We start from the raw sequence: 24,274 nt of genomic DNA, 5'->3' as shown, positions 1-24,274 counted from the left end.
TAAAATCACATTCCCCCGTTGCTGTTATTGATGGCAAGAAAGTAATGAAAACTGAAAATGCCTTTGCGCTGATCGCTTCCACCAGTGAAGATCAGGATGACATTAATGCTTTGAGCGAAGCCTTTTCTCTAAAGGCCTTTCATTACATTGATATTGCTCGCGAAGAGCGGCTGAATAGCCTACTGACGCGCTGGCCGCTGCTGCGTGAATTAACCGCTGCACAGGAGCAGGAACGCTAATGCCGGTCATCGCCCTACAAGGTTTGCGCGGCGGTTGTGGCGCGACATCGCTCAGTGCGGCACTCGGCTGGGCACTCAACAGGTTGCAGGAATCGGTACTGGTTATCGATTTTTCTTCGTCAAATCAACTCGCTGCTCACTTCAACCTTCCGCTGAGCCACTCACAAGGCTGGGTCTCGGCACTGCTGGAACAGCAGCCGTGGTCGCAGTGCGCGCAGCGCTATCAATCCGGGCTCGATTTCCTACCCTTTGGCACGCTGAGCCTTCAGCAAACCTTAAGTCTGCAGTCCGTTGACGAACAATTTGCGGCGCCGCTGCTCAATGCGCTACCGGCGCTGAAATCACAGTATCGCTGGCTAATCTTCGACCTTCCTGCGGATCTATTACCTTGGCAACGATCCTTCGCGATGGCTGCCGATCGTCTGCTGCAGGTATTGTCGCTGGATGCAAACTGTCAGCTGCGGCTGCATCACCCGCGCTTCTTGCCGCAAACCCTGTTTCTGATCAATCAGTTCAATGCCAACAGCCAGTTACAACAGGATTTGCATCAGCTATGGCTACGTACGCTGAAAAATCTCATCCCGCAGGTCATTCACCGTGATGAGGCGCTGGCCGAAGCACTGATGATGAAACAGCCGGTGGGCGAATACCGCCCCCACGCGCTGGCCAGTGAAGAGGTGAATACGCTGGCGAACTGGTTACTGCTTAATGTTGCTGGCGGTGCCGCGTGAATCCGTTGCGCTGGCTGTTCGTACCCCAAGCGTGGCAGGCGTTGCAACGCCGAGCCCGTTCGGCACGCCTACACGGCGCGGGATTTTTCACCGTCACCCTGCATCTGCTGTGGTGTATTCTCGCTTGGTCGCTGCTGCGGCTGGAAACCCCCGGTTGGCAACGTATCCTACAGCAGCGCCAACGCTACTATCCGCAGATTTCACCGCTGCGACCGCGCCCATTAGATGTGCTGCGATACGCGCTGCAAAGCCTGTGGCTACTGCTGGTGCTCCCGCTCGACAACAGTGCGCGCAGCGAACGTAAGCGCCTCAATGCGTTCAGCTCGCTATTTCGCTGGCGTCAGCAACTCTATCAGTGGCTGGGTCGCGTGCCTGAACAACTGGCAAAAACGGGCCTGCATCTGCGCGCCGAGCAAGGGTTGCAAAAATTGCCCGCACCCGTCCGTCAGTTGATGTTTATTGCCGCCGCGATTGTTGCCAGTTTGCTTGCGCTGCTCTGCATTTCGCAGCCGTTTGGTATTACCACCCAGTTTGTTTTTGTATTGCTATTGTGGGGCCTGGCCATGATGGTACGCCGCGTGCCGGGGCGCCTCTCGACCATCATGCTGATCGTCTTGTCCCTCACCATCTCCTGCCGCTATTTGTGGTGGCGCTATACCGAAACGCTGAACTGGGACGATCCACTCAGCCTGACGTTTGGCCTGCTGCTGATCGGTGCCGAGACCTATTCGTGGACGGTTCTGGTTTTAGGGTATTTCCAGACGCTGTGGCCACTTAACCGCCAACCGGTCTCCATGCCGCCGGAGATGACCTCCTGGCCGAGCGTCGATATTCTGGTGCCCACCTATAATGAGCCGCTCAGTGTGGTGAAACCCACCATTTACGCAGCGATGGGCATCGACTGGCCACAGGATAAGCTCAACATTTATATCCTTGATGACGGATCGCGTGAGGAGTTCCGCGAGTTTGCCGCTAGCGTGGGCGTTAATTATGTGGTGCGCCCGACCCATGAGCATGCCAAGGCGGGCAACATCAACCATGCGCTGAAAGTGGCCTGTCGCAGTGACTACGTGGCGATTTTCGACTGCGACCACGTGCCCACGCGATCTTTCCTGCAGCTGACCATGGGCTGGTTCCTGAAAGATCACCGCTTAGCCATGCTGCAAACCCCTCACCACTTCTTTTCGCCCGATCCGTTCGAGCGCAACCTTGGCCGCTTCCGTCAAACGCCTAACGAGGGCTCGCTGTTCTACGGTCTGGTGCAGGATGGGAACGACACCTGGGATGCGGCGTTTTTCTGCGGCTCGTGTGCCGTGCTGCGCCGTACCGCGCTGGATGAGATTGGCGGCATCGCCGTGGAAACCGTCACCGAAGATGCGCATACCTCGCTGCGCCTGCACCGCCAGGGTTACACCTCTGCCTATATTCGTATCCCACAAGCCGCGGGACTGGCTACCGAGAGCCTGTCGGCGCACATCGGTCAGCGTATTCGCTGGGCGCGCGGTATGGTGCAAATTTTCCGTCTGGATAACCCGCTGTTTGGCAAAGGCTTAAAACTGGTTCAGCGACTGTGCTACGCCAATGCCATGCTGCACTTCCTGGCCGGGATTCCTCGTCTGATCTTCCTGCTGGCTCCGTTGGCGTTTCTGCTGTGCCACGCCTACATCATCTATGCGCCCGCGCTGGCGATTGCGATTTACGTCTTACCGCATATGGTGCACACCAGCCTGACCAACTCACGGATTCAGGGGCGCTGGCGTCACTCGTTCTGGAGTGAAGTCTATGAAACCGTACTGGCGTGGTATATCGCTCGTCCTACCACCGTCGCGCTGTTCAACCCGCATAAAGGGAAATTCAACGTCACCGCAAAAGGCGGTTTGGTTGAAGAGCGTCATCTCGATTGGGTGATCACCAAACCCTATATGATGCTGGTGCTGCTGAACATTGCTGGCATTGTTATGGCCTTCTGGCGCATGGCGTACGGCCCCGCCAATGAGATGCTCACCATTTGGGTGAGCCTGGTGTGGGTGGCTTACAACATGATTATTCTGGGTGGCGCCGTGGCGGTCTCCGTAGAGGCACGCCAGATTCGAGAAGCACACCGTGTGGAGATCGCCATGCCGGCCGCCATCGCACGTCAGGATGGTCACATGGTGCCCTGCACGTTACGTGACTACTCCGACGGCGGAGTTGGCGTTGAACTTCGCGAAGCCGATGCGTTAAAGGAAGATGAACCCGTCTGGCTGTTACTGCGCCGAGGCCAACAAGAGTTCAGTTTCCCTTGCCAGGTACAGCGTGTGTTTGGTCGCCGCGCGGGGATTCGTCTGCATCAGCTTTCCACGCGCCAGCATATCGAATTTATCCAGTGCACCTTCGCCCGTGCCGATACCTGGGCGCTCTGGCAGGACGGCTTCCCGGAAGACAAACCGGTACAGAGCCTGGCCGACATCATGGTACTGGGATTCAAAGGCTATCTGCGCCTGGCAGAGTATGGCCCTGCCCCGCTACGCCGTATTTTCCGCACCCTGACGATGCTGGTGAGCTGGCTGGCTTCACTGCTGCCACAGGGCACTAGCCGCGCACCTGCGGCAATCAAAACCGATTTCACCTAAGTTGATGATATAACCATGACGAGAAAACTGAGCTGGTTCACCGCCCTGCTATTGGGTACTGCAACGCTGGCGCAGGCTGCTGCACCGCAGCCCACTGCGCCCGAAGCACCTCGCGCCGCCGCACAGACGCCGTTGCCGGTGGTCAGTCAACCGTTTGATGCCAATGCGCCGCTGCGTGACAGCCAGTTGCTGTTCAACCAGGTCGCGCCACCGCCGGGCAGTATGACGCTGCGCGGGACGGAACCCACCAGCCAGATTGAGTTTGGGGTGCGCAGTGATGAAGTGGTCACGCGCGCATTGTTAACGCTCAACTACCGCCCCTCACCGGCGTTGATCCCCATGCTGTCGCAGCTCAAGGTCTATCTCAACGACGAACTGGTTGGGCTGGTCACGGTCACGGCGGACCAACTCGGCAAAGAGAATCAAACCCAGCTGGCTATCGATCCGCGCTTCATTGGTGACTTCAACCGCGTGCGCCTGGAGCTGGTTGGGCACTATGCTAACGTGTGTGAAAACCCCGCCAACAGCACCATCTGGATGGATATCGGTAAAGAGAGCAAACTCGATCTGACGCTGCAAAAACTGCCGCTGAAGAATGACCTTTCACATTTCCCTGAACCCTTCTTCGATGCGCGTGACAGCCGTCCGCTGCAATTGCCCATGGTCTTCAGTACCGCGCCAAACCTGGTGCAGCAGCGTGCCGCAGGTATGCTCGCGTCCTGGTTCGGCAGCAAAGCGCAGTGGCGTGGTCAGTCGTTCCCGGTGCTCTATAACCAGCTTCCTAAAGAGCAACATGCGGTGGTGTTCGCCACCAACGATAATCGCCCTGACTTCCTGAAAGACCTGCCACCGGTGGAGAAACCGACGGTGGTGATGGTGAGCCAGCCTGATAACCCGTATGAAAAAATGCTGCTGGTTTTAGGTCGCGACGATAACGACCTGCTGACGGCGGTAGAAGGTATCGCGCAGGGCGAACTGCTGTTGCGTGGTGACACCTCAACCATCGACAGCGTGAAATTGCTGGAACCCCGCCAGGCCTATGATGCCCCAAACTGGGTGCGTACCGACCGCCGCACCACCTTTGCTGAATTGACGCAGTATCAGAACCAGCTACAAGCTGATGGCCTACAACCTAACCCCATCAGCCTGACTCTTAACCTGCCGCCTGACCTGTTCCTGGTGCGCGCGCGCGGCATCGATATGGATCTGATCTACCGCTACACCTCACCGATACAGCAGGACGGTTCGCGCCTGGCGGTGCATCTGAATAATCAGTTCATGCAGGATTATCCGCTGACGCCGAAAGATACCGCCGGACAGCAGATTATGCATATCCCCTTGCTGCAAGGCTTACAGGACAGTAGTCGTCAGTTAACGATTCCTGCACTGCGTCTCGGTGTGGTGAACCAGTTACGCTTCAATTTTGACTACGCCAACACCTTTATTGGCGGCACGGCCGATGGTCGCTGTGAGACCGTTACCGCTGTCGGCCATCATGTGGTCATCGACGATAACTCCAGCATCGATTTCTCCGGCTATCGCCATTACATCGAGATGCCGTCGCTGAACGCTTATGCCAATGCCGGCTTCCCTTACAGCCGCTATGCCGATCTGGCGCAGACACTGGTGTTAGTGCAGCCGAAGCCCGACAACGGCGAAGTGGGCACCATGCTGAATGCGCTGGGTGCCATCGGCGCACAGACCGGCTATCCGGCACTGCGCGTGCAAATGAGTGATGACTGGAACAAAGCCAAAACCACCGATGCTGACGTGTTGATGATCGGCAGCATCCCGCAGGATCTGCAGGATGACAAAAAGATCAATGCGTTAGTCGAGGCGGCACGCAGCTGGATTAACATGCCATCGCGTCCGATCACGGCGCAAAACGTACCGGTTTCTGCCAGTGACCGCAAAGTCGAAAGCCAGACGGAGATCAGCTCGCGCGGTCCAATGGGCGCCATTGTGGGATTCCAGTCGCCCTTTAATGATCAGCGGAGCGTGGTTGCGCTGCTGGCTGACAGCCCACGTGGCTGGGACCTGCTCAACAATGCCCTGCTCGACAGCGGCAAACGGGCCGCGATCTTCGGTTCTGCCACCATTGTGCGTGAATCGGGCGTCACCAGCGTACGCGTCGGTGATACCTACTTCGTGGGCCATCTGCCGTGGTGGGAACGTCTGTGGAACCTGCTGGCGACGCATCCGGTATGGCTGGCGATTTGTGCAGCTATCGTGGTGGTACTGTTTGCGTTGATGGCATGGCGCCTGATGCGGATGGTCAGCCGTCGCCGCCTGGCCGAGCTGGAAGATGATGAATAAACTGCCGCTCGGGCTGCTGATTGCCAGCATCCTTGCGGGCCCCGGCGTCGCAGCTGATGGCCCGCAGGTTTCCCCGGTCGCCTGGCTGTTAATGCAGATTCGCACCGGTGAATCCACCAACAAATATGATTTGGTGCAGCAGTCGCTTTATCGTCTGGAGAAAATCGATCCTGACAATCCCCAGGTGCTGGCGGCACAAATCCGCATGGCTCTGCGTCAGGGCGATCAGGCCAAAGCGCAAAAGCTGCTGAATGAACTCAAAAGCGTGGCACCAAACGATATTGCCACTCGTGAATCTGAAACCGGTTTGCGTTTGATGAGCGCAGAAGGGCGACAACAGTTGCAGCAAGCGCGCTTGCTGGCGACAGCGGGGCGCACAGCGGAAGCCAAAAACGCCTGGGATGCCCTATTCCATGGCGTGTTTCCCGATGTGAACACCGAACTGGAGTATTGGCGTCTGGTTGCACGTTTACCGGGCCAGCAGCAAAACGCCTATCGTCAGTTGCAGGGGTTGGAGCAGCGCTATCCCGGCAATATCGGCGTAGAGCTGCAACTGGCGCGCATGGCGTTTGATAATAATCAACCTGCTGAAGCCTTGACGCAGCTGCGTCAACTCGCCAATCGTGACGGTGGGCGTGAGGCAGCTTCCGAGCTGTGGTTGCAACAGATCCACAATCAGCCGGTCAGCGATCGCAGCGTGGCCAGCCTGAAGCAATATCTGCAAGTGTTTACATCAGGTGATGCACAACAGCGTGGTGAAGAAGAGCTGGCACGGCAGCAAAAGCTGTTAGCCGATCCGGCCTATCGCGAGCGTATGCGTGGTCTGGCACTGGTCGATGCTGGCGGCGGCGCGAATGCGATTGCCGCACTGGCCGCCGCGCTTAAAGCCAATCCCAATGATGCCGAGTTGATGGGGGCTATGGGCCAGGCGCAGGCGCGTGCCAACAATCGCGCGCAAGCCATTAGTTGGTTGCAGAAAGCCATTCAGGCTGGGCAAGCCAGCACCCAGATTGGCAAGTGGCAGTCACTGCTGCAGACCAACCGCTATTGGTTGGCGATCAACCAGGGTGATGACGCGCTGAAAAAAGGCGATGTTGCTGGCGCAGAACGGCAATACCGCAGTGCGCAGGCCATTGATAACCGCGACAGCTGGGCACTGATTGGCCTCGGCGATGTCGCTCTGGCGCGCAAAAATGACGCGCAAGCGGAACAGTACTGGCAACAGGCGCTGCGTATTGATGGTAGCAATACCACCGCTATACGCCGACTGGCTGCGCTCTATCAACAGCAATCGCCTGCCCGCGCCATGGCGTTTATCAATGCCTTGCCCGCCGCACAGCAGCGTTCGCTCGCGGATACGTTGCGTTCGTTGCGCAGTGACAGCCTGCGGGCTGAAGCGGATGCGCTGGCGCAACAGGGCCAGTGGCACCAGGCAGTCGTGAAATACCGCCAGGCCGCACAGGACAATCCCAACGACATTTGGCTCTCTTACCGTTTAGCCGGCGCACTGCGTAGCAGTGGCGAAGAAGCCCAAGGCGCGCAGGTGATGGACGCCATGGTACGCCAGCATCCGCAAGAACCCGCGGCGCTCTATGCGTGGGCGTTGTGGCTCTCATCGGGCGATCAGGATGATGCCGCGCTGGCGGCACTACACCGCCTGCCAGAAACCCGTTGGGACAACAACATGCATGAGCTGGCGGATCGTTTAACACAGGATAAAGTGTTCGCTCGCGCCACCGATCTACGCGCTAATGGCAACGAATCCGCTGCGCTGGCGTTGCTGCAACAGCAACCCGCCTCAACTCGACGTGATATTACGTTGGCAGACTGGGCACTGGAGCGCGGCGACGCGAAAGCTGCGCTGGCGAGTTATCAGCGTGTGCTGCAGCAGGATGCCACCAATAACGACGCTGCGCTGGGCCGCATCGAAGCACTCATCGCTCTGAAACGCACCGACCAAGCACGTCAGGCACTGCACGCTTTACCCTCTAGCGTGGCGCAGCAAAATATCAACAGCGGTCGCCGTGTGGCGCTGGCCTGGCAAAACAGCGGCGATGCGGCACGTGCGCAGCAGATATTTAATGATTTAAAAACGCGTGCCGCCAAAGAACCTCCGTCGCAAAGCAAAGCACTGGTGTATCGCGATGCCGCGCGACTGGAAACGCAGCAGCAACAGCCTGAAGCGGCGCAGCAGGATTATCGCCTGGCAATGGCAGCCAGCGGCATCAGCGCCGACGCGCCGCAGGATAACGACAGCTATACCCGCCTGACGCGTAATGACGCCAGTGATGACTGGCTGAAACGCGGTATTCGCAGCGATGCCGCTGACCTTTATCGCCAGCAAGACACAACTTTCACGCTCGAACAGGATTATTCGCGCAATAAGGGCACCGGCGGCATCTCAGATTTTAACGCGCACACCACCATGATGCAGGCGGAGACACCGCTGGCCGACGGTCGCAGTTTTGTGCGCGTCGATCATGTGCTGGTCTCGGCGGGCACCTTCGCCACCAGCAATGGCAGTCACAGCGAATTTTTCGGCAGTTGCAACGATGATAATTCGGGTGGTTGTAGCCGTGATTTCAAACAGCGAGACGAAGGCACCGCGATTGGTGTGGGCTGGCATAACGACCGTTGGTCCGGGGATATAGGCACTACGCCACTGGGCTTTGAAGTCACCAACTGGGTGGGTGGCTTAAGCTGGAAAACCGATGTCAAAGACCTTGGGGTGACTTTCACCGCCTCCCGCCGTCCGATCTCCAGTTCGCTGCTGGCGTATGCCGGTGCGCGAGATCCCGCCGCCAACGGCGGAAAAACCTGGGGTGGCGTGGTGGCAACCGGTGGTTCAATTGGGCTGAGTTATGATCAGGGCGGCGCGAATGGCGTGTGGGCGGATATCAGCGCCCATCAAATTACGGGTGAAAACGTTGCCGATAACAGCCGTGAACGTCTTATGGCAGGTTACTACTACAAGCTCATCAACGAGGGCAATCGTCGTGCGACGGTGGGCCTGAATAGTATGTTGTGGCACTACCAAAAAGATCTGAGCGATTACACCTTCGGCCAAGGCGGCTATTACAGTCCCCAGCAGTATTTCTCGCTCTCCGTACCGGTCACCTATCGGCAGCGCACCGAAAACTGGTCGTTTGATCTCGGGGGTTCGGTTTCCTGGTCACAATCGCAAACTGACGGCCAGCAGCGTTACCCTGTCAACCCAGGCTTCACGTTGGCTTCCAATCCGACTTCTGACAGCAGTTCCGGCAACGGTTTCGGTTACACCCTGCAAGCGGTGGTGGAACGACGCGTCACGCCACACTGGTCAGTAGGACTGGCCATGGATATTCAGCAGGCGAAGGATTACACCCCGAGCCACGGCTTAATCTACATGCGTTATTCAATGGGCGGCTGGAACGGCGATATGGATATGCCACCACAACCGCTTGAGCCGTATGCGGATTTTAAATAAAAAAGCCGCACTTCCTCATCGAAGTGCGGCCCTTTCAATTGTGTAATACATTGCGATCTGTAAAAACAACACGATTTATCGCGAAATTTCTAACGCTTTTCCTGATACGCCATCCAAGTCAGTAACTGCAAGCTGGCGGAGAAGTAGTTCTGATCCGGCGCTAAGCGGTCACTGAGATAACCGGTTTGATTCAGGGTCAGATCGCGAATCGCCAGCAAGCCGCCGTCCATATTATATGGCGCGGGGGTATTGGCGAGCACATCAAACCAGGCCGGAGTGGTCTGACGGCCATAACCCTGCCAGACACGCTGGAACGGCACCAGACGCAAACTTTGTGGATCGTACCACCAGATATTGAGCGGAATACGTATGGCGTCATAGCTGAAACGGTTGGAATACCCGACGGCGGGGGCGACGGAACCATCGGCGTTCAGTGCAACCCAATCCAGCGGCAGCCCCGTTTTACCAAAGTGCATGTCGCCCAGCAGGTCCATCCCGTTATCAATCAGCTCATTCCACACACGCAGATGGCTGTGCTCAGCAAACTCCTGCCATGCAGCAAACAGGAAATACGAGGGATTCAGCACTACATAGCTGTTTTTGTTGAAGCCCTGTGCGCCAGGCAACATCACCGTGTGGCCACCAAAAGTGATCACGTTCTGTTTAACGATAGCGCGCTGAATACGATCTGAGGTTGACTGATAATCGCCGCCCCACTTCTGCGCCGCGCGTTGCAGCGCCCAGGCAATCAGCACATCACCATCCGAGGCGTTGTTTTTGTCGGCGACGGGATCGGCAGCACCCGGCGTATAGCGCCAGTAGAACAGATCGTTTTGCGGGTTACGCAGATGGCTGCGTGTCCATTGCCACAGCAAGTCAAAGGTGGCGCGGTCATTGTTCGCCACGGCCAACAACATGCCGTAGCCTTGGCCTTCGGTATGACTAACATTATTGTTGGCCGTATCACTGATACGGCCATCGCTGCTCATAAAACGGCCTTTAAAGGTACTCCAACCGTTTGCGGCCGCCTGTGCGCTAAAAAATATCACCATGAAACACAGCATCCATTGACGCCAGAACCGCATCACTCTCATCACAGCATCCTATTGATATCGATAATGCAGCGTACCGCCGTCAAGTTTCTCAAATGTGACCGGTACGGCAGCGCTACCGCCTTGTGCCTGCAACCACTGTGCATACACACCCGACAGCACGGCACTCAGCGCCAACTGCCAGCGTTCAGCATCCAGATTGGTGTCGCCCTGCGGCAACGCGTGATGCTGAATCAGAATAGCGTTTTCCAACGGCTGCAGTTGGGTAAAGCCCCAGTTGAAGCGCGCCAGCTGCAAATTAATTTCGCGCTCCAGATCTTGCACGGTGCGCGCTTCCGCTAAAGGATAGCGCGCGGCCAACGAAGCGCCCACATCAATGAGAAAGCCTTCCGCTTCCTCACCCGCGTTATTCAGCATGCTCTCAATCATCACGCTGACCAGATCGAACCAGCCAGGCTGATGTGGATGACTGATACGCGCGGTTACTTGCTCACTCATTAGTTGTCTCCGAACATATAACGGAAGTACAGATTCGCTGTGCTCTCGTTGTAATCGCCAAAGGTGTCATAGCCTAACTGGCCGCCAATGGTGACATCTTTGTTGATCTTATAATCCGCTCCGGCATGCAGGTTATAACCGATGCCGTTTTTGCTGTCGCCGCTGTAATAGGCACTCTTCACGTAACCCTGATCGGCCAGGCTCTGCATCTGTGCCTGGTAAGTCGGGTCATTCGGGAAGTAAGCACTCTTATCCTGGCTGTAGGATTGATAACCCACTGAACCGCCTACGTTCACTTTCAGATCGTCAAACTTGCGGGTGAATTCGATGGGGAACGACACCGACGCATAGTTTTGCGGGCTGAAGTAACCGCCCTGACCGTAGCTGAAGTAGCTGAGGTTTTTCGAGAAGTCCATCCACGACAGACTCATCCCCACTTTCAGCTCGCGGTCATCAGCGTGGAACGGACGCACATAAGCACCCGCCGTCGCCTGCACGCTGTTGTTGCTCGCCACGTTTTCGCCAATGTAGCTGTACGCGCCACCACCGACGTAGAAACCGGCATCGCCGTCATCGTAGCTCAGCAAGGCGTTACCGCCGTTTTTGGTGACACGGCCCCAGCGCTTACCGCTGGTTTTATCTTCCACACCTACATAGGAGAGCAGGCTGTCAGTCATCGCGCGGCGTTCACCGGTCAAGATCAGCGTCAGGAAATCAGTCAACTTCGGCGACCACTGTACGCCACCGACCAAAGTACTGAGGTCTTGCCCCAGCGGGGTGCTGCCGAGGTCGATCTTGTAGCTGTCGCCTTTTAAGGCAAGGTTCAGCTCAACACCTGTCGCTTTCTGCGAATCTGTTGAGGAAGAAGGGACATCGTCAATTTTCGCGTCGCCAGACGCTACCACATTGCCCTGCACCAGCGCGTTAGTGCCGAAACGACGCCATGCATCACCGCCCGCGCTGCCCGCCGTTAAGGAAACAGGCGTCATGGTGAAATCGAAGCGTGAGTTGCCAAACGGTACAGTAGAGAAGGTTAATGGCGCTTTCGCTTCGGTCAGCTTACTTAGACCTGATTCACCATCACGTCCGCGTACCTGCATCTGGCCCTGTACCCAAGTACCGGTTTTTTCCTGCAAATCGTCCATCATGTTGTCGATTTGACGCAGTGTCTGGCTCTGCTGAATCGCTGGCGTATTGCTGGCCAGCGTTGCACCTGAAGCATTGCTTGTAGCAGCATCAGGAGAGGACTGCCATGGCATAACCGCACCATAGGCTGATGACGAACCCGAAATCGGTGAAGTACTGCGGTTAATGAACGGGTTGTCGGCCAATGCCAAACCACCGACACTCGGCACACTGCCCGTTTGGGCACCCTGCAGGCCAATCAGTTGGCCACGTGCGGTACGTAAATAGCTCATTGCCTGACTGTGTTCGCCGTTCGCCTCAGCCACACGTGCCAGCAATAGCAGGCGATCAGGTGTCTGTTCATTACGCAGGCCACGTGTGAGCGTGTTCGCTTTGTTCACATCGTTATTGGCCAGCGCCACGTTGATGGCCCCAGTACGTGCATCTTGCGTCGGCGTATCCTGCGTCATCAGGTAGTCATACACCACGCCCGCTTCTTTGTTCATCTTGCCGGACTGATACAGTCGCGCCATGGCAAACATCAAATCACGGTTCTGCGGATCGTGTTGCAGCGCACCTACGAGCTTGTCATATGCCGCGGCATACTGTTTCTGCTCACGCAGACGATCCACTTCGTTGATCACGTAACCGTTGCGAATCCCCGCCAGCTGCGTTGGCGTACTGCGCGCCTGCAGCTCTGGGCTGCTGAGGAAACTCTGCGCTTCGGTATTCAGACCCGCCTGATTAAGCACCGCGACCTGTGCTGCATAATCACCGGCATTGCCCTGAATGCCTCGCTGCATATTGCTGCGCACCACAGAAACAGCGGTGGTGAGATCGCCCGCTTTCGCCAGCTTCTGGGCCAGGTTACCGGCATCCACCGGGTTGGACGGAGGCGATGACGCCAGCGCACGCAAGGTGTTGGCCGCCGCCGCATTCGAACCCTGCGCCAGATACTGATCCGCCGTCGCCATTTGCAGGTTGAAGTTCACACGCTGCGCCAGTTCACGCATATCACTGCTTTTGCTGCCGTTAGGGATGCGTGACAACAGCAGACTCGCTTGCTGCCAGGCACCACTCTCGCTGGCATTCAATGCGCCCGCATACAGCTCATTGGTGCTGGCGCCCGTGCGCATCGCCGGTTGCATGATGTTGGCTGCCATCATGCTATCGCCCTGGGCACGGTAGATACGCGCAAGGTCTAGTCGCAGCCAGCCATCGTTTGGATAGCGCTGAATCCCACTGTTTAGGGTGGCAATCGCCGCACTGTTGTTGCCTGCCGCTAACTCACGCTTGGCCTGGGCACGAATCGGATCGGTGCTGTTGCCTCGCGGAGCCACGCTTTGGCGCACGCTATCAGGCAGAGAAGCCAGCAGCGTATTCGCCTCGGCGCTCCGGTTCTGCTGACGTAGCACGTAGAACAACCCTTCTTTGGCGTTGCGGTTATCGGGATCGCTCTGCAGGATGGAACGATAGGTCTGCTCCGCCTGGTCCAGTTGATTACTGCGGCGCTGCACGTCGGCACGGAACAGCTTGGCTGAAACACCTTTTTCGCCTTCCGCTTGGGTCAGCGGCTCACTCAGTGACAGCGCCTGCGCACTATCACCGTTTTTCAAGGCCTGCTGCGCGGTCGCCAACTGGGCATAGAAGCGCGCATCGGACGCTTGTTTCTGGCGGGCTTCGCTTTGATCGCCGCCCATCTGCGCGGCGCGCGTCAGGTAATCAGCCGCTTCGGCGTAACGCCCGGCTCGCTGTGCCACATAGCCCATACCGGCCAAGGCATCCGCATCCTGTGGGTTAGCTTGCAGCACTTTCTCAAAGTTATTTTGCGCGTTGCTGACATCACCACTGTTAAGCGCCGTAAAGCCTGCGCCTTTCTCAGCACCACCGACATTTTTGCGGTAGTAATCCATCACCGCGTTATCTTGCGGATGGCGCTGTTGCCAGGTTTGGTACAGCGAGGCATCGGAAGCTTGCGGGCCGAGCCACATCAGCGCCTGCCGCAGCGAACGGTCGGCTTCTTTATTGCCATCGGCCAGTCCCGCCAGCACATCAATGCCTTGGCGACGCGTTGATTCCTGATACGTCATCGCCTTGCCCAGCGCCAGTTTTGCGCCGGTATCCTGTGGATGATCGGCAGAGAATTGACGCAACGCCTCAACCGCCTGCGGTAACAGAGAACGGTCACCCGCCATTGTCAGGTAATACTCAGCCGCCACGCTCGGTGGTGGCTCGTTACCGTTAAAGGTATTACGCCAGGTTTGCAGCGAAGCGGCGATATTACCACTGCGTGCCTGCTGGCGCGCCAGGGACAGCTGCGCCTGTGGAATGGTTTGCAACTGACGCGCATTATCTAATTCGCTGAGGTGGGGATCGTTCGGCGAGGCCGCGCTAAGACGTGCGCGCCACTGCGCCGCTTCCGCCGTGCTACCACTCTGCTGTGAATAGAGCGCCAGCAGATAGAGCGCCTGGGTGTTGTTCGGCTCCACCATCAACACTTTTTGCAGCGAAGATTTCGCTAAATCGTCATGCGCTTTCTGATGCCAGTAAGCGGCCTGATCGAACAGCGCTTGTAACGCGGGATTGGTGCTCTCTGCCGCCAGCAGCGGCTGAGAGAGCGTCAGCGCCCCGCCCAAAATCAGGGCATGGCGAATACCGGCACTTAACAGATTTTTTTTCATTGTTTTTATCCTTACTTCTTGCCGGACTTGCTATCAGCCTTCGGATTGAGACGTCGCCACGCATGACGTTTCAACATCGCCCAAGCGCCACCACCGACCAGCGCGGAAAGCAGCAGTGCCGCCAGCGCCATCAACACGGAGTGCTGGTTGGCATACCACACCACCATCATGTACCACGGCATTTCCCCGCTCGGGAACTGCGGCCCCACGCGGAAGCTACGAATACCGTTCTCATCGGTAATGATGGCGGTATCGCCGCGAATACCTGCGTTGATGCGCGCCGAGTTAAGGTCTTCATGCAGACGCAGCAGTTGCTGATCGCTGGTTGCGACGGTCATGACGACTAAACGGTCCGCATTCCACGGCGAGCGGTAACTAACAAAACCACGCCACGCTTCGTTGGAGGAGAAGTAGCGATCGGCATCCAGCTGCTGGCGATACCAGTCACCGGTCAGCCAGCCACGCAGCTTGTCCCACGTCGTGGGATCTTTCACCCCCAGCGTGTTGCCGCTGGTTTCATATGGCGTGTTGGCCAACATCTGCTGATTGAACTCACTGTTCTGCGTGGTGCTCACCGCCAGCAAATCGCTCTGCTGCAGACGCGTCAGATTGGTGCCGCCATTCGGCAGGCCAAACAGAACCTGGTTCTGCACCAGTGGCACACCCGTGGCATTACCCGCACGGGAAGACATGTCCAGTAGCGTCGAGATTTCGGCATCCGTTGGTTTTTCCGGCAGCAGCAAGGTGGTCTGTGAGAAGTCCGCCAGACGTGAGAACGGGAACGATGCACCAACGAAATACGACAGGTTGGGCAGCATAGTGAAGTGACGTGTGTGGCTCAGATCGATCCACGAATCATCTTCAATGCGGCTCTTAATGTTATTGTTCAGCAGCACACCGCAAGGCGCATCCGCTTTCGGCTTGATGTTGAAATAGAGCGCCAACTGGTTGTCACCGTAAATCAGATACGGATCCAGCTTCAGGGTGTAATGCTCTTGACGTGCGTCTCCTCCCAAGCGATGCCAGGCGCTCTCCAGTAGACCGACTTTGTTCACCGTCAGATTGCGCAGGAAAGTGCCGTTAATCATCACGTTGAGGAACGAGTTGTTCTCATCAATCCAGCTCTCAGACGGGAAGCGATAGTGCAGCTCCACGGGAATGGTGTCGCCATCCCACATAAACAGATCCGGTGCAGCGCGGAAGTTCACGCTCAGCGCATCGTGCCAGATACCAGTGGTGGTCAGGCTTTGATCTTTACGCAGCAGCTCACTCAGACGGACTGGACGGCTGGTATTAATCCAGCGCGGTGCGTCGTAAGGCTTACGCGTGCCGATCTGCTGTGGCTGCACGTTGAGGCTACTGGCATCCGTCGCCAGCGGCTGGGTCGTCAAACGGTTCGCCGCCTGTCGCAGCTGCGCATCATCAGCACCGACCACCAAAAGCAGCTTGTAGACCGGGTTATTCGGGTTATCGATCACCTGCAGCAGTGGACCGTTGGTGGCAGGTAGGGTGACACTGCCAATCTTGTCACCCGGATGGCCGACCAGAATGCCGTTATGTTCAGGCAAATCACCACGGACCACCGGGAAACGAATGCCACGATAGTCGGATTGAATCCCCATCCAGGATGCCACTAAGGCTGCTGCGCTGACACTGTCCGGTGCGACGTTGGCAGCAAAACCAAAAGCCACGCTGGCAGGCGTCATGCGCTGTACATCCATAAACGGACGCGGGAAGTTGCGCAGGCTAATGCCGATATTCAGTTGCTGGCCTTCAAGGCTCAACGTGGTTTTCGGCAGAATCGAGACCTGGTACTGCTGTGCGCTCTCTTTTTCGCACAGCAATTTGTCTGCATCGTTGATTTTGAAGCTCAGGTTGTTGCTCGACACCACCATCGCAGCCGGAATATCCAGCTGATAGTCACTGACATCGCTGTCACTCGAACCTAACGGCAACGTTCCTAACGGCTGGCCGTTCAGCATCAGTTGCAGTGAGGTGTTGCGCGCCGCCAGCGCGGCAGAGACGCGCAGCGACAGATTGAGATGCGCGTTGGTGATCACTTCATCACTTGGCAAAGTGAACACGATACCGGATTGCAGCTGGCCGCCGGTCAGGGTAATCCCTTGAGGCTGGCCCATCTGCGCCACTGAAATCGTGCTGCTGACCGGCTGGTTTAACATCGCGCTGGCCGCAGCAGGCGCAACCGGTGCCGCGGGAGTCACCGTCGGCAACACCATTTCGGGTGCTGGAGCATCGGTCACCGCTGGGGTATCCGTCGCGGCAGGGGTAGCGGGGGCATCGTTGGCTGGCGCGTTTTCTACCGGCGCATAAGGTGTGGCACCTGCGGCCTGTTGCAGCTGGGTATCGGCCTCGCTTTGAATACCTTGCGGTGGCGGCACATTGGACAGTGCCGAGCTATCCTGCGTCACCGCTGGCGTTTCTGCCCAGGCAGGGGCGAGCATCAGCGCCGTCGCCAGCGAGCTTGCCAGCAACGTTTGCGTCAAATTCTTCATACTGCGCTGTCCTCTTTCACTGCTGGCTGGTTGTCACGCTTACGCTTCTCACGGCGATCTTTCCAGGTCAGCCAGAACAGCTCAAATACGGTACGAATAATGGTGCCGAGTGAAACCAGCGGGTTGTCCTGCTTGTATTCCGGCTGAATCCACGCATCCGCACGCGCCAGCACAACGCGCACCAGTTCACGGCGGCGCGCCAGCGGCATATCGCCAAAGCGCAGACGAATGGTCTCTTCATCGCCGGAAATTTTGCTGACGGGGATGGTGATAGCCCCTGATTTCAACAGCAGATCGATCTCTTCAATTTCATCGTGCTCATGGCGATTATCCGGGGCATCCAGTTGCGCGCCCCCCATCGACAGGTCACTGGTTTGGGTGCGTGAAGAAATGCCGCTGGCGTAATGGACCACCGCGGGAATCTGCACTTCAATACGGATAGTTTTACGCACCTGCTTGGTTTCACGTGCCACGGCAATCGCGGCCATCAGGATGATCAAGCTGAACACCGCCCAACCCACGTTGAGGGCGATAACATAGGGGTCAACACCGAAGTAATCATGTGCCGTTGCACGTACCACACCCGCAACGATACCAATCGTCAGCAGTACCGCGACAATCACATGCGGACGGACGATGTGGAAATCGAAGAAGCCCTGATCCAGCAAGCCCCCTTTATCCGTTACGTTAAATTTACCGCGCTTAGGTGCCAGCATGGTTAACAGCGTAGGGATCACAAGGTGGAAGCACATGACGGTTTCGTAAATTTCACCCCAGAAGGTGTAACGGAACTTGCCGTTCATGCGTGAGTTGACGTAGAGCGACATCACCAGATGTGGCAATACGTAGGCAAAAATCAGCGACGCCGACGAGTGAATGATGTTCAGGTTAAACAGCAGATACGCCAGCGGCGCAGTCAGGAATGCCACACGCGGCAGACCAAACTGGAAGTGCAGCATGGCGTTGAGGTAGCACAAACGCTGCTGCCATTTCAGACCGCGGCCAAACAGCGGGTTATCGACGCGGAAAATCTGCGTCATACCACGCGCCCAGCGGTTACGCTGTACCACGTGCAAGCCCAGACGCTCTGTGGCCAGCCCAGCAGCCAGTGGGATCGCAAGGAACGCGGAACCCCAGCCCAGACGCTGCATCTTCAGTGCAGTATGCGCATCCTCGGTCACGGTTTCCGTCGCAAAGCCACCAATTTCTTCCAGCGCGCTGCGGCGAATCACCGCACAGGAGCCGCAGAAGAAGGTCGCATTCCAGTTATCGTTACCCTGCTGAACCGGGCCGTAGAACAGTGCACCTTCGTTCGGAATGCTGCGCGCAGCGCGCAGGTTACGTTCAAACGGATCGGGCGAGTAAAAGTAGTGCGGGGTCTGCAGCAGTGCCAGCTTGGGATCTTTCAGGAACGGACCCACTGTCGCCTGCAAGAAGGCACGCGTCGCCACGTGGTCGCAGTCAAAAATACAAATCAGCTCACCTTTGGTGATTTTCATTGCATGGTTGAGGTTACCGGCTTTCGCATGGCGGTTATCATCACGCGTGATATAACCCACGCCAACGTCCGCGGCGAAAACTGCAAACTCACTGCGCTTACCGTCATCCAGCAAATAGACCTTTAACTTGTCGCGCGGGTAATCTATACACTGCGCAGCCAGCACCGTATCACGGACCACATCGAGGCTTTCGTTGTAGGAGGGTACGTAAATATCGACCGTCGGCCACAGACTGGTGTCTTCCGGCAGCGGTTCAATGGTGCGCTTTAATGGCCAGGTGGTCTGCAGGAAGCCAAGAATAAGAATCAGCCAGACGTACAGTTCGGCCAGATATAGGCCGATGCCGAGAATGGCTTCAATCTCAGAATTAAACTGCAGCGTCTCCGTGGTGCGCCACCAGATATATCGGGTCGACATCAGCGCAGAAAGGATAACCATGACAACAGTTATTTTGCGGCTTTTGCTGAAGCCTAGTAAGAACATCATCCCGATGCTGATTAAGCCAAAGATATATTGTTTCTGGCTGTCCATAGGCGTGATGATGATTACCGCGGCCACTGGTGCGAGCACCAGCAGTAGCAGGTAAAACCCGATTTTACTCATGATTCACCCTGAAGAAGCTGTGTTGTTATTATTTCTGTCTGGCAACGCCAGACTGTTAATAATGGCTGCGAATAGGTGCCTGAACTTCACCGTTACCCACGGTCACATTCAAGATATTTGCCACCCGTTTCGCCACTAGTTCGATATCAAACGCCGCCGCAGAAGCAGGGCTGAAATCAAACACTGACTGCTGCGAGGCATTGGCTTCCGCGACACTTTCATCACGGTGGACGACGCCCAATAAGTTCTCGCCCAATCGCTGCTGCATAAACGCAGTGACTTCACGGCTAATATTACGGCGATTGTCACTCTGGTTTAATACGAAATAATGACCACGCTTATTATTTAGTGGCTGACCAATCATGCGGTCATTTTCAATTTGCGGCAGCAGAGAAACAGAGGCGGTATCCGCGAGCATCACCACTAAATGCATATCGGCTAATGCTTGCATAGCTTTAAGCGCTGGGCCTGGACCCGGAGGGAAATCGGCAATAATCACCAGCCCCGGATAATTTAATACCGTGTCCAGACCACGACGCAGAAAATGAGGGTCTTTTACCAGGTTCTCTTCAAAACGCTCACGCTGCTCTTCCGTCACATCACCGTAAGGCATGACGAAAATATTACCGCCAGTGGTGAGAATGGATTGGCTCCAGTCCGCCTGCTCTTCAGAGCGCGCGACAAAACCACGGCCATCATGCAGCGGTACACCAAAATGCAGGCGCAATGCGTTCTGGACATCGAAATCGATTGCCAACACCTTGCTGCCGGCTCGCGCCAGACTCCATGCAAGGTTGGCCGCCATAGTGGTTTTCCCTACTCCCCCTTTTGGCGAGCACACACAAACTAACGGCATAGCGCAATCTTCTCCAGTAGCGGTTTTAATGGTGTTTCTTTAGAAATATGAGCAGGTTCCGCTGGACGAGAGCGGAACAGTGCGCCAAAGCGTGACGGTGCACTAGCAGGTCGCGCCGGTTCTGCCGGTGTGGCGAACGTTGGCGCAGGCGCTGGACGTGCTGGTTCTGCGGCTGCGGCAAACACGGGTGCAGGCGTGGCTGCAACCGGTGAAGGAGCCGTGACTGGGACTGACACGCTTGCCGCCGCCGGTTTAGCGGGTGCCGGTGGAAACAGCGAGGTGGTTGCCTGACGCTCAACGTGTGTCGCTTTCGGTGCCTGGGCGATCGCAGCAGGTGCTGGCTTAGCCGCAGGTGCCGGTGGGTATAGCGAAGAAACCCCCGTCGGTGGCACAGCTGGCATTGATTCAACTGTTGCGGTGGCTGCCAGACTATCAAGAATCAAACCGCGTGTGGTGCCAGAGAGTGGCGCGGCCGCTGCAGGCTGGGCAGGCGCCACAAACTCATCACCACGAATAGGTTGAGGCTGAGGCAGGTCAATACGCTGACCGCTACCTAATTCCGGCTCATTATGGGTACCCAATTGGCGAATAATCGCCCATTGACTGTGATCCGCTTCCTGCGACTGCCCAGACATATCCTTAAAAGCGATATCAAGCGTTTTGGTCTTTTCTTTAAAACGCTGCAGATCGTCGTAATTCTTCATGATCAGAGCCTGTAAAAACGGGAGGGAATTTTCCTGGAATATAGCACACACATTAAAAGACGGTGAGAGAATTCTGGTTATTAAAACACCAAACTCGACAAAAGAGTTTTATCTTAAAGATTGAAAATTTGGTGATGCAAAAAGCATGCTGTTATTTATGGCCGGAGATTAATTAATATCGATTAACTGAAATAATAACGCGATGAATATTAACCTAAACTACTGATATGTATTCAAAGTGGGCCAAGTTACAGATTTTACTCCAGTGTGATAACGCTCACATAACCCTGACATTATTCGGAATTTGCCTTAACATTTTATATCCTAATCAGGACCAACTCATAACTGATGCAGCGGCGTAATACATTTCAAGCCCCATTTTTAAGAAACAGGTCAGCCGTTAATTTTACTGAAGTGTATTGCGATAAAAAAAAAGACCCCAGAAGGAGTCTTTAATCATTTTTGGCGGTAATTTAGGGCGTACCAACCGGCTGGTTCTCATCCTGATCCACCGCGAAGCAGGCAATTTGTTGCTCACCATACTGCTTCAGTTTGGGCTGTAACTGCACGCAGGTGCCAAACCGACGGCGGCAGCGTGCATTAAAGGCACAACCCGGCGGCGGATTGAGCGGGCTAGGCAACTCACCAGTGAGTTTGATGCGTTCACGACGCTCATCAGGATTAAGACGCGGCGTCGCTGACAGCAATGCCTGGGTGTAAGGGTGGCGTGGGTTGCTAAAGATAGCCTCTTTACTGCCCCTCTCAACGCAGCGACCGAGATACATCACCATCACTTCGTCCGCAATATGCTCTACTACTGACAGGTCGTGGGAAATGAACACATACGACAAACCCAAATCCTGCTGCAAATCCATCATCAGGTTGAGCACCTGCGCACGCACGGAAACGTCGAGCGCGGATACCGGCTCATCAGCAATCAGCACGTCCGGGTCGAGCATCAAACCACGCGCAATCGCGATACGCTGACGCTGTCCACCCGAGAACATATGCGGGTAGCGATCGTAGTGCTCGGTTTTCAGGCCTACCTTCGCCATCATCTCCAGCGTTTTTTCCCGGCGCTCTGCTTTGGTCAACGAGGTGTTGATCACCAACGGTTCTTCAAGAATCTGGCTGATTTTTTTGCGTGGATTGAGTGAGCCGTACGGGTTCTGGAACACAATCTGAATTTTCTGGCGACGCAGTTTTTGCGCCTGTGGATCGTGCTTCAGCAGATCCTGGCCGTGCCAATACAGCTGGCCTTCCGTTGGCGTTTCAATCATGGTTAACAGACGGCCCAACGTGGATTTACCACAGCCAGACTCCCCCACCACCGCCAACGTTTTACCGCGTTCGAGGTTGAATGAGACGCCATCCAGTGCTTTGACCAGTCGCTCTTGGCCAAACAGCCCTTTCTTCACCGGGTAGTGTTTTTTCAGGTCAATCGCCTGCAGCAGGTAATCCTGCTTGGTGTTATCAAGACTCATAAGTCGGTCTCCCGGCATCATCCAGTGGGAAATGGCATTTAGACTGGCGACCCGGAATGTCACGCAGTTCAGGTTCTTCACGACGGCAGCGTTCAGTGACGTACGGACAGCGCGGATTGAGCAGACAGCCGGTTGGACGGTCATATTTGCCCGGCACTACCCCCGGCAGCGAGGCCAGGCGTGCTTTATCCGCCGCAAACTCCGGCAACGCGCGCAGCAGCGCTTGGGTGTACGGATGACGCGGGGCTTTAAAGATGTCTACCGCCTTACCGCTTTCTACCACCTGCCCGGCATACATCACGATGATGTGCTGGGCGGCTTCGGCCACCAGCGCCAGATCGTGCGTAATCAGGATCAGTGCCATGTTCTCTTGCTTCTGCAAATCCAGCAGCAGCTCGATAATCTGTGCCTGAATGGTCACATCCAGCGCCGTCGTCGGTTCATCAGCAATCAGCAGCTTAGGTTTGCAGGCGATCGCCATCGCGATCATCACGCGCTGGCTCATACCGCCCGATAACTGATGCGGATAGACATCAAGACGCGATGCCGGATCGGGAATACCGACCTGATCCAGCAAGTCGATAGCACGCTGACGACGCGTACTTTTGCTGCCACCCTGATGCACCTTCAGCGCTTCCATAATCTGGAAGCCCACGGTGTAGCACGGATTGAGGCTGGTCATCGGGTCCTGGAAGATCATCGCCACTTCCGCGCCCACCAGTTGGCGGCGCTCTTTTTCAGAGATCTTCTGCAAGTCGCGCTGGTTAAATTCCAGCTTTTCCGCCATCACACGACCGGGATAATCAATCAGGCCCATTATCGCCAGCGAGCTGACCGACTTACCGGAGCCAGATTCACCCACAATCCCCACCACCTGGCCTTGTTCAACCTGGTAGCTGATGCGGTCTACTGCACGGAACGGTGTTTTTTCGTCGCCGAAGTGCACCGACAGTTTTTCTACATTTAATAATGCCATCTCGGTGCCTCTTTACTGCTTGAGTTTCGGGTCGAGTGCGTCACGCAAACCATCGCCCATGAGGTTGAATGCCAGCACGGTGAGCAGAATGGTCGCTCCAGGGAAGGTGACCACCCACCAGGCACTTTGCGCATACTGCAACACGTCGGAGAGCATGGTGCCCCACTCCGGCGTGGGCGGTTGCGCCCCCATACCGAGAAAGCCCAACGCCGCCATATCAAGAATGGCGTTGGAGAAACCTAATGATGCCTGCACGATCAGCGGTGCCAGGCAGTTAGGCAGAATATTGACGAACATCTGGCGCAGCGTACCGGCCCCCGCCACGCTGGAAGCGGTCACGTAGTCGCGGTTCACTTCCACCAGCACCGCAGCACGAGTTAAACGGATATAGTGCGGCAATGCCACGAAGGTAATCGCCAGCGAGGCGTTCACAATCGACGGACCGAAGATGGCCACCAGCACCAACGCCAGCAGTAGGCTTGGCAGCGCCAGCATGATATCGACCAGGCGCATAATCACCGCATCCACCACACCACCGAGGTAACCGGCCATCAGGCCAAATATCACGCCGAGGATCAGCGACAGTACCACCACCATGCAGCCGACCAGCAGCGACAGTCGTGCGCCGTACATTAAGCGCGACAGCACATCACGGCCGACGTCATCCGTGCCGAGTATAAACTTCCAGCTACCCCCGTCCTGCCACACAGGCGGATGCAGCAGCGCGTCACGGAACTGTTCAGCCGGTGCATGCGGTGCCAGTAAGTTGGCAAACAGCGCAATTAACAGCATCAGAATGATGTAAGCCAGGCCAATCACTGCGCCTTTATTACGTTTGAAGTAGTGCCAGAATTCCTGAATCGGGGTCATCGGCTTCGGTGCAGCAGTTACGCTTGCGGGATCAACAGCAGACATGATT

At 56.3% G+C, this 24,274-nt stretch carries 15 protein-coding genes; 5 read left to right on the top strand and 10 right to left on the bottom strand.

The window, feature by feature from the left end; genetic code table 11:
• Positions 1 to 44: 44 nt before the first annotated feature.
• The 5 genes from bcsR to bcsC are packed head-to-tail and all read left to right on the top strand — an operon-like array spanning position 45 to position 9,364.
• Positions 45 to 239, top strand: a complete 195-nt coding sequence (gene bcsR / locus F3J38_RS19860; protein WP_167141224.1) for a cellulose biosynthesis protein BcsR — start codon at positions 45 to 47, stop codon at positions 237 to 239.
• Positions 239 to 970, top strand: coding sequence for a cellulose biosynthesis protein BcsQ (gene bcsQ, locus F3J38_RS19855; RefSeq protein WP_167141221.1), 732 nt, complete (start codon positions 239 to 241; stop codon positions 968 to 970). The genes bcsR and bcsQ (F3J38_RS19855) overlap by 1 nt, the downstream gene beginning before the upstream one ends.
• A complete protein-coding gene (gene bcsA / locus F3J38_RS19850) occupies positions 967 to 3,582 on the top strand; it encodes a UDP-forming cellulose synthase catalytic subunit (RefSeq protein WP_167141219.1) in 2,616 nt (871 codons plus the stop codon). Before bcsQ (F3J38_RS19855) ends, bcsA (F3J38_RS19850) begins: the two co-directional genes overlap by 4 nt.
• 15 nt (positions 3,583 to 3,597) lie before the next feature.
• A complete protein-coding gene (gene bcsB, locus F3J38_RS19845; RefSeq protein WP_167141217.1) occupies positions 3,598 to 5,898 on the top strand; it encodes a cellulose biosynthesis cyclic di-GMP-binding regulatory protein BcsB in 2,301 nt (766 codons plus the stop codon).
• On the top strand, positions 5,891 to 9,364 hold the full coding sequence (gene bcsC / locus F3J38_RS19840; RefSeq protein WP_205298344.1) for a cellulose synthase complex outer membrane protein BcsC: 3,474 nt from the start codon (positions 5,891 to 5,893) through the stop codon (positions 9,362 to 9,364). The genes bcsB (F3J38_RS19845) and bcsC overlap by 8 nt, the downstream gene beginning before the upstream one ends.
• Positions 9,365 to 9,453: 89 nt before the next feature.
• Here bcsC and F3J38_RS19835 read toward each other — a convergent pair whose 3' ends face one another.
• From F3J38_RS19835 to dppC, 10 genes are all read right to left on the bottom strand, one after another.
• Positions 9,454 to 10,458 (bottom strand): family 8 glycosyl hydrolase, encoded by a 1,005-nt coding sequence (locus F3J38_RS19835; RefSeq protein ID WP_167141213.1) that lies wholly within the window; start codon positions 10,456 to 10,458, stop codon positions 9,454 to 9,456.
• Positions 10,459 to 10,467: 9 nt separating this feature from the next.
• Entirely contained in the window at positions 10,468 to 10,914 is a 447-nt protein-coding gene (bcsD, locus tag F3J38_RS19830; RefSeq protein WP_167141211.1) for a cellulose biosynthesis protein BcsD, read from the bottom strand.
• On the bottom strand, positions 10,914 to 14,720 hold the full coding sequence (locus tag F3J38_RS19825; protein ID WP_167141209.1) for a cellulose biosynthesis protein BcsC: 3,807 nt from the start codon (positions 14,718 to 14,720) through the stop codon (positions 10,914 to 10,916). Before F3J38_RS19825 ends, bcsD begins: the two co-directional genes overlap by 1 nt.
• Positions 14,721 to 14,731: 11 nt before the next feature.
• A complete protein-coding gene (bcsB, locus tag F3J38_RS19820; protein WP_167141207.1) occupies positions 14,732 to 17,233 on the bottom strand; it encodes a cellulose biosynthesis cyclic di-GMP-binding regulatory protein BcsB in 2,502 nt (833 codons plus the stop codon).
• Positions 17,230 to 19,335, bottom strand: coding sequence for a UDP-forming cellulose synthase catalytic subunit (gene bcsA / locus F3J38_RS19815; protein WP_167141205.1), 2,106 nt, complete (start codon positions 19,333 to 19,335; stop codon positions 17,230 to 17,232). Before bcsA (F3J38_RS19815) ends, bcsB (F3J38_RS19820) begins: the two co-directional genes overlap by 4 nt.
• A gap of 55 nt (positions 19,336 to 19,390) precedes the next feature.
• Positions 19,391 to 20,191, bottom strand: coding sequence for a cellulose biosynthesis protein BcsQ (bcsQ, locus tag F3J38_RS19810; RefSeq protein ID WP_167141203.1), 801 nt, complete (start codon positions 20,189 to 20,191; stop codon positions 19,391 to 19,393).
• A complete protein-coding gene (gene bcsO / locus F3J38_RS19805) occupies positions 20,182 to 20,895 on the bottom strand; it encodes a cellulose biosynthesis protein BcsO (RefSeq protein WP_167141201.1) in 714 nt (237 codons plus the stop codon). Before bcsO ends, bcsQ (F3J38_RS19810) begins: the two co-directional genes overlap by 10 nt.
• Positions 20,896 to 21,368: 473 nt before the next feature.
• The gene (gene dppF / locus F3J38_RS19800; RefSeq protein ID WP_084933104.1) at positions 21,369 to 22,379 is read right to left on the bottom strand and encodes a dipeptide ABC transporter ATP-binding subunit DppF; all 1,011 of its coding nucleotides are present in this window, start codon (positions 22,377 to 22,379) and stop codon (positions 21,369 to 21,371) included.
• The gene (gene dppD / locus F3J38_RS19795; RefSeq protein WP_167141199.1) at positions 22,369 to 23,355 is read right to left on the bottom strand and encodes a dipeptide ABC transporter ATP-binding protein; all 987 of its coding nucleotides are present in this window, start codon (positions 23,353 to 23,355) and stop codon (positions 22,369 to 22,371) included. The genes dppF and dppD overlap by 11 nt, the downstream gene beginning before the upstream one ends.
• A gap of 12 nt (positions 23,356 to 23,367) precedes the next feature.
• Positions 23,368 to 24,270, bottom strand: coding sequence for a dipeptide ABC transporter permease DppC (gene dppC / locus F3J38_RS19790; protein ID WP_167141197.1), 903 nt, complete (start codon positions 24,268 to 24,270; stop codon positions 23,368 to 23,370).
• Between the last annotated feature and the right edge of the window lie 4 nt (positions 24,271 to 24,274).

It is taken from the genome of Candidatus Pantoea formicae, from assembly GCF_011752625.1.
GTDB classification, from domain to species: domain Bacteria; phylum Pseudomonadota; class Gammaproteobacteria; order Enterobacterales; family Enterobacteriaceae; genus Pantoea; species Pantoea formicae.
This window is presented reverse-complemented; position numbering and strand designations above follow the sequence as displayed.

Bases quoted from the DNA above. Each gene is read 5' to 3' on its own strand.
- bcsR (WP_167141224.1), top strand. From the start codon at position 45: ATGAAAACTGAAAATGCCTTTGCGCTGATCGCTTCCACCAGTGAAGAT.
- bcsB (WP_167141207.1), bottom strand. From the start codon at position 17,233: ATGAAGAATTTGACGCAAACGTTGCTGGCAAGCTCGCTGGCGACGGCG.
- bcsQ (WP_167141203.1), bottom strand. From the start codon at position 20,191: ATGCCGTTAGTTTGTGTGTGCTCGCCAAAAGGGGGAGTAGGGAAAACC.
- bcsQ (WP_167141221.1), top strand. From the start codon at position 239: ATGCCGGTCATCGCCCTACAAGGTTTGCGCGGCGGTTGTGGCGCGACA.
- bcsA (WP_167141205.1), bottom strand. From the start codon at position 19,335: ATGAGTAAAATCGGGTTTTACCTGCTACTGCTGGTGCTCGCACCAGTG.
- bcsC (WP_205298344.1), top strand. From the start codon at position 5,891: ATGAATAAACTGCCGCTCGGGCTGCTGATTGCCAGCATCCTTGCGGGC.
- dppF (WP_084933104.1), bottom strand. From the start codon at position 22,379: ATGAGTCTTGATAACACCAAGCAGGATTACCTGCTGCAGGCGATTGAC.
- dppD (WP_167141199.1), bottom strand. From the start codon at position 23,355: ATGGCATTATTAAATGTAGAAAAACTGTCGGTGCACTTCGGCGACGAA.
- F3J38_RS19835 (WP_167141213.1), bottom strand. From the start codon at position 10,458: ATGAGAGTGATGCGGTTCTGGCGTCAATGGATGCTGTGTTTCATGGTG.
- bcsO (WP_167141201.1), bottom strand. From the start codon at position 20,895: ATGAAGAATTACGACGATCTGCAGCGTTTTAAAGAAAAGACCAAAACG.
- bcsD (WP_167141211.1), bottom strand. From the start codon at position 10,914: ATGAGTGAGCAAGTAACCGCGCGTATCAGTCATCCACATCAGCCTGGC.
- dppC (WP_167141197.1), bottom strand. From the start codon at position 24,270: ATGTCTGCTGTTGATCCCGCAAGCGTAACTGCTGCACCGAAGCCGATG.
- F3J38_RS19825 (WP_167141209.1), bottom strand. From the start codon at position 14,720: ATGAAAAAAAATCTGTTAAGTGCCGGTATTCGCCATGCCCTGATTTTG.
- bcsB (WP_167141217.1), top strand. From the start codon at position 3,598: ATGACGAGAAAACTGAGCTGGTTCACCGCCCTGCTATTGGGTACTGCA.